The sequence below is a fragment of the Noviherbaspirillum denitrificans genome (assembly GCF_002211445.1).
GTDB classification, from domain to species: Bacteria; Pseudomonadota; Gammaproteobacteria; order Burkholderiales; family Burkholderiaceae_D; genus Noviherbaspirillum; species Noviherbaspirillum denitrificans.
The window spans coordinates 859,761-861,612 of sequence record NZ_LSTO01000001.1 but is presented as its reverse complement, the minus strand read 5'-3'; the positions used below and the strand labels follow the sequence as shown (position 1 = coordinate 861,612).

The 1,852-nt window shown below is 61.6% G+C and carries 2 protein-coding genes; one reads left to right on the top strand and one right to left on the bottom strand.

Features of this window, described 5'->3' with window-relative positions; genetic code table 11:
* Window positions 1-29 precede the first annotated feature (29 nt).
* On the bottom strand, window positions 30-1,010 hold the full coding sequence (locus AYR66_RS04340) for a Bug family tripartite tricarboxylate transporter substrate binding protein (RefSeq protein ID WP_088706505.1): 981 nt from the start codon (window positions 1,008-1,010) through the stop codon (window positions 30-32).
* 433 nt (window positions 1,011-1,443) lie between these two features.
* On the opposite strand from AYR66_RS04340, the gene AYR66_RS04335 reads away from it, so the two are divergent.
* Window positions 1,444-1,852, top strand: a 409-nt coding sequence (locus AYR66_RS04335; protein WP_141104156.1) for an alpha/beta hydrolase family protein, incomplete at its 3' end; no start/stop codon positions are given.

The window sequence follows — 1,852 nt, the reverse complement described above, 5'->3', positions numbered from 1 at the left end:
GCGGGTACTGGACCCGCCTGCCGTGGTGCTTACTTCTTGGCGAGGCCGAGGCTGTTGATGATTTTCTCGGTCTGCTTGACCTCGCTCTCGAGGTACTGGGCGAATGCGTCGCCGGGCAGGTAGGCGTCAACCCAGCCGTTCTTGGCCAGCAGGTCGTGCCAGGCCTTGGTGCGGACAGCCTTGTCGATGGTGGTCATCAGCTCTTTCTTCTGGGCGTCGTTGATGCCGGGCGCGGCAAAGATTGCGCGCCAGTTGGACAGCTCGACATCCACACCCTGTTCCTTGAGCGTCGGCACGTCAATGCCGGGCAGGCGCTTGCCGGAAGTGACGGCCAGCGGACGGAACTTGCCGGACTGGATCTGGCCGGCAAACTCGTTGTAGCCGGACAGGCCGACTGTCACATGGCCGCCGAGCACGGCTGCCTGTGCCTCGCCGCCGCCCGCAAACGGGATGTAGTTGATCTTGCTGACATCCACGCCGGTTGCCTGCGCGATCATCGCGACGATGATGTGGTCGGTGCCGCCGGCAGAGCCGCCGCCCCAGGACACGGCGCCCGGATTGGCCTTGAATTGTGCGATCAGGTCCTTGAGCGACTTGATCGGGGAGCTGGAGGGAACGACGAGCACGTCATACTCGCCGGTCAGCCGCGCGATCGGCGTAACCTGCGACAGGTTGACCGGGGATTTGTTGAGGGCAATGCCGCCCACCATCACGCTGCCGCCGATCATCACCGCGGTCGGATCGCCCTTGGCCGAGTTGACGAACTGCGCGAGGCCGATGGTGCCCGCCGCGCCGCCCTTGTTGTCGATCTGGATCTTCTTCACCAGCTCGCCCTGCTGCAGCGCCTGCGCGAGGCCGCGGCCGGTCTGGTCCCAGCCGCCGCCCGGATTGGCCGGCACCAGCATCTTGATGCTGTCCAGCGCCAGCGCCGGCGCGCTCGCGACCAAGCCGATGGCGGTGATCGAGCTGAGCAGCCAGCGGGAAATGGTCGTGCGTTTGCAGATAGTCATGTGCATCTCCTTCATCCTAGTAAGGCAACCCTGATTATTGTGTGAGCGCCAGGGTGCATGCGCTTGAAAACAAACTGTAATTCACGCTAGCTTGCATTTAGCTTTCGATGGCGACTTTGCGGATTGCTCAAATATTGCTGAATTGGCATTTTTGCGCGATCTTCGCCCATGCGGCCGTAAAGGCAGATTAGCAGCCCGATGGTGCTTGTAAAGCTTGCAAGAGTGCACGGGCTGCGAGTTTGACGTGCGGAACCGTCTTGGTTATTCTTATGCAATGCGCCGATTTGATGATCAGCTTGCGGGCGCGTAATAAATACGGCTAAAGCGTGCTTAGAAGTAAGCCCTGGAAGCCCGACAAGCTGTTCGCTGTCGGGCTTTTTGTTTTCGGCGCACGAAATGCACAGAATATTGCGGCGCCTTTATCTGGACCACTATGCCATCCATCGGAATCGTTTCACCCAAGTCGATGCACTTCCCGGAGCCGCTGCCGTTGCGCAGCGGCGCGACGCTGGCCGATTACACCCTGATGTATGAAACCTACGGCACGCTCAATGCCGACCGCTCGAATGCCGTGCTGGTCTGCCACGCGCTCAACGCGTCGCATCATGTCGCCGGCATTTACGAAGGCGTCGACGGCAGCAAGAATGTCGGCTGGTGGGACAACATGGTCGGTCCGGGCAAGCCGCTCGATACCGACCGCTTTTTCGTCATCGGCGTGAACAATCCCGGCTCCTGTTTCGGCTCGACCGGTCCGATGCATGTCAACCCCGCCACCGGCAAACCCTACGGCGCCGGCTTCCCGGTGGTCACGGTGGAAGACTGGGTGCACGCGCAGGCGCGCC

Coding starts and splice junctions, on each gene's coding strand:
- AYR66_RS04340 (WP_088706505.1), bottom strand. CDS start 1,010: ATGACTATCTGCAAACGCACGACCATTTCCCGCTGGCTGCTCAGCTCG.